We start from the raw sequence: 2256 nt of genomic DNA on the forward strand, positions 1-2256 counted from the left end.
GGGCGCGTGGCGGGCACTCCGGGAGGGCGCCTTCGGGCGGCGGGGCCTCGTGGCCGTGCGAGACCATCGTCCGCTCGCCCTCGTACGCCATGGAGACCGTGACGGGCGAGTGCCAGCCGGGAACGGTGCGGGAGCGGGACAGATCGATGCCCTCGCCCTGCTCCAGCGCGTCCCAGCAGTACTCGCCGTAGTGGTCGTCGCCGAAGGCCGCCGCGAGCGAGGTGTGCAGTCCGAGCCGGGCGAGCGCGGTGGCCATGTTGGCGATCCCGCCGGGGCTCGATCCCATGCCGCGCGCCCAGGACTCCGTACCGCGTACGGGCGCGCTGTCCAGGCCGGTGAAGATGATGTCGAGGAAGACCGTGCCCGTCAGATAGACATCGCAGTCCGGATCGTCCGGGGCACGCAGCGCGCCGAGCGGATCGACATGCGCGTCGGCATCGGCGTGTGCGGCGTGTTCCGCGGTGTGTTCCAGCGGGTCTCCATTGGATGTGATCACGGCGGGCTCCCGATCGCGTGCGGATCCGGACAGTCTGCCCGATCCTCGGCGCCGGGGCGGACGCTCGGTATCCCCGTGGAGGCTGTGTTCGCTTCAGCTCGCTGTCATATCGCATTCAGTCGGAACTTGATCGAATTCTGATCGGGATTCCATAGGGATTCGACCGGAACGCGGCCCGCCCCACCTGATCTCGCCCCCACCCGACCTGATCTCAGCCGGAGCGCTTCGGCAGCGGCACCCGCACCAGATCGGCGGCGACGGTCAGTTCACCGTCGAAACCGGCCGCCCGTGCCTGCCGCTCGAACTCGTCGGGATCGCCGTAGCGCTGCGAGAAGTGCGTCAGTACGAGATGCCGTACGCCGGCCTCGTGCGCCGCCCGACCCGCCTGGCCCGCCGTGAGATGGCCGTGCTCGCTCGCCAGCCGCTCGTCCTCGTCGAGGAACGTCGACTCGATGACCAGCAGATCGCATCCCTCGGCCAGCGTGCGCACGCCCGCGCAGAGCCGGGTGTCCATGACGAAGGCGAACCGCTGGCCTCTGCGCGTCTCGCTGACCTCGTCCAGAGTCACACCGTTCAGCGAGCCCTCGCGCTGGAGACGGCCCACATCGGGGCCCGCGATACCGTGCTCGGCCAGCAGCGCCGGAAGCATCCGCCGCCCGTCGGGCTCGATCAGCCGATAACCGTACGACTCAACGGGATGGGAGAGCCGATGCGCCTCCAGCGTGTACGCGGGCGTCCGCGCGAGCACTCCGTCACCGCTGACCGGCGCCTCGGTCAGCGGGACGGTCTCGCGGTAGGCCGTCGCGTACCGCAGCCGCTCGAAGAAACGCTGTCCGCTCGCCGGATAGTGCGCGGTGACCGGATGCGGCACCTGGTCGAGATTGATCCGCTGGATGACTCCGGCCAGTCCGAGCGAGTGATCACCGTGGAAATGCGTGACACAGATCCGGTCGATGTCGTGCGCGGCGACGCCGGCGCGCAGCATCTGGCGCTGGGTGCCCTCGCCCGGATCGAAGAGCAGGCCCTCGCCGTCCCAGCGCAGCAGATAGCCGTTGTGGTTGCGATGGCGGGTGGGCACCTGGCTGGCTGTGCCGAGCACCACCAGTTCCCGTACGGACAAGACGCCTACCCGGGAGGCCAGTTGAAGCCACGGCCGCCCAGCACATGGGCATGGGCGTGGAAGACGGTCTGACCGGCGCCCGCGCCCGTGTTGAAGACGATCCGGTAGCCGCTGCCGTCGGTCTTGTCCTCGACGGCGACCGCCGCCGCCTCGCGCAGCACATCGGCGGCGATGCCCGGCTCGGCCGTGGCGAGGCTGCCCGCGTCCGGATAGTGCACCCGTGGGATGACCAGGACATGGGTCGGGGCCTGCGGATTGATGTCACGGAAGGCGACGGTGGTCTCCGTCTCCCGGACGACGGTGGCCGGCACCTCCCCGGAAACGATCTTGCAGAACAGGCAGTCGGCCTGTGGTTCTCCGGCCATGATCCGGGCCCTCCTCGACGCCGCCGGTGATCCGTTCGCTACGGACGCATGCTATCCGTCCACGGGCCGCCGTCTGTTGAAGGCCGCCCTGCTGAGCCAGTACGTGAGCAGCATCCCCCAGAACAAGGGCACGCCAAGTCCGCCGACGAGGCCCGCGCCCGCTCCGGGCAGGGCCACCACGACCGCCGAGTGCAGCCCCAGCACTCCGACGGACACGGCCATCGCCACCACGGGCGGGCAGCGGCGGGCCAGCAGCAGCATCGGCCGGCGCAGCC

At 70.2% G+C, this 2256-nt stretch carries 3 protein-coding genes and 1 pseudogene; all 4 read right to left on the reverse strand.

The window, feature by feature from the left end; genetic code table 11:
• Positions 1-472 (reverse strand): carbohydrate kinase family protein (locus GA0115259_RS18170; protein WP_237540151.1); only part of this gene is annotated, 472 nt, incomplete at its 3' end.
• A 235-nt stretch (positions 473-707) separates the two neighbouring features.
• A complete protein-coding gene (locus GA0115259_RS18175) occupies positions 708-1616 on the reverse strand; it encodes a ribonuclease Z (protein WP_093597991.1) in 909 nt (302 codons plus the stop codon).
• A gap of 5 nt (positions 1617-1621) precedes the next feature.
• Positions 1622-1981 (reverse strand): histidine triad nucleotide-binding protein, encoded by a 360-nt coding sequence (locus tag GA0115259_RS18180; protein ID WP_093597994.1) that lies wholly within the window; start codon positions 1979-1981, stop codon positions 1622-1624.
• Between the two features lie 51 nt (positions 1982-2032).
• Positions 2033-2256: pseudogene (locus tag GA0115259_RS40385) on the reverse strand (hypothetical protein); the annotation flags it as partial.

The sequence above is a fragment of the Streptomyces sp. MnatMP-M17 genome, assembly GCF_900091995.1.
In the GTDB taxonomy this organism is placed as follows: domain Bacteria; phylum Actinomycetota; class Actinomycetes; order Streptomycetales; family Streptomycetaceae; genus Streptomyces.

Excerpts from the sequence above, each read along its gene's own strand:
- GA0115259_RS18180 (WP_093597994.1), bottom strand. The coding sequence starts at position 1,981 with ATGGCCGGAGAACCACAGGCCGACTGCCTGTTCTGCAAGATCGTTTCC.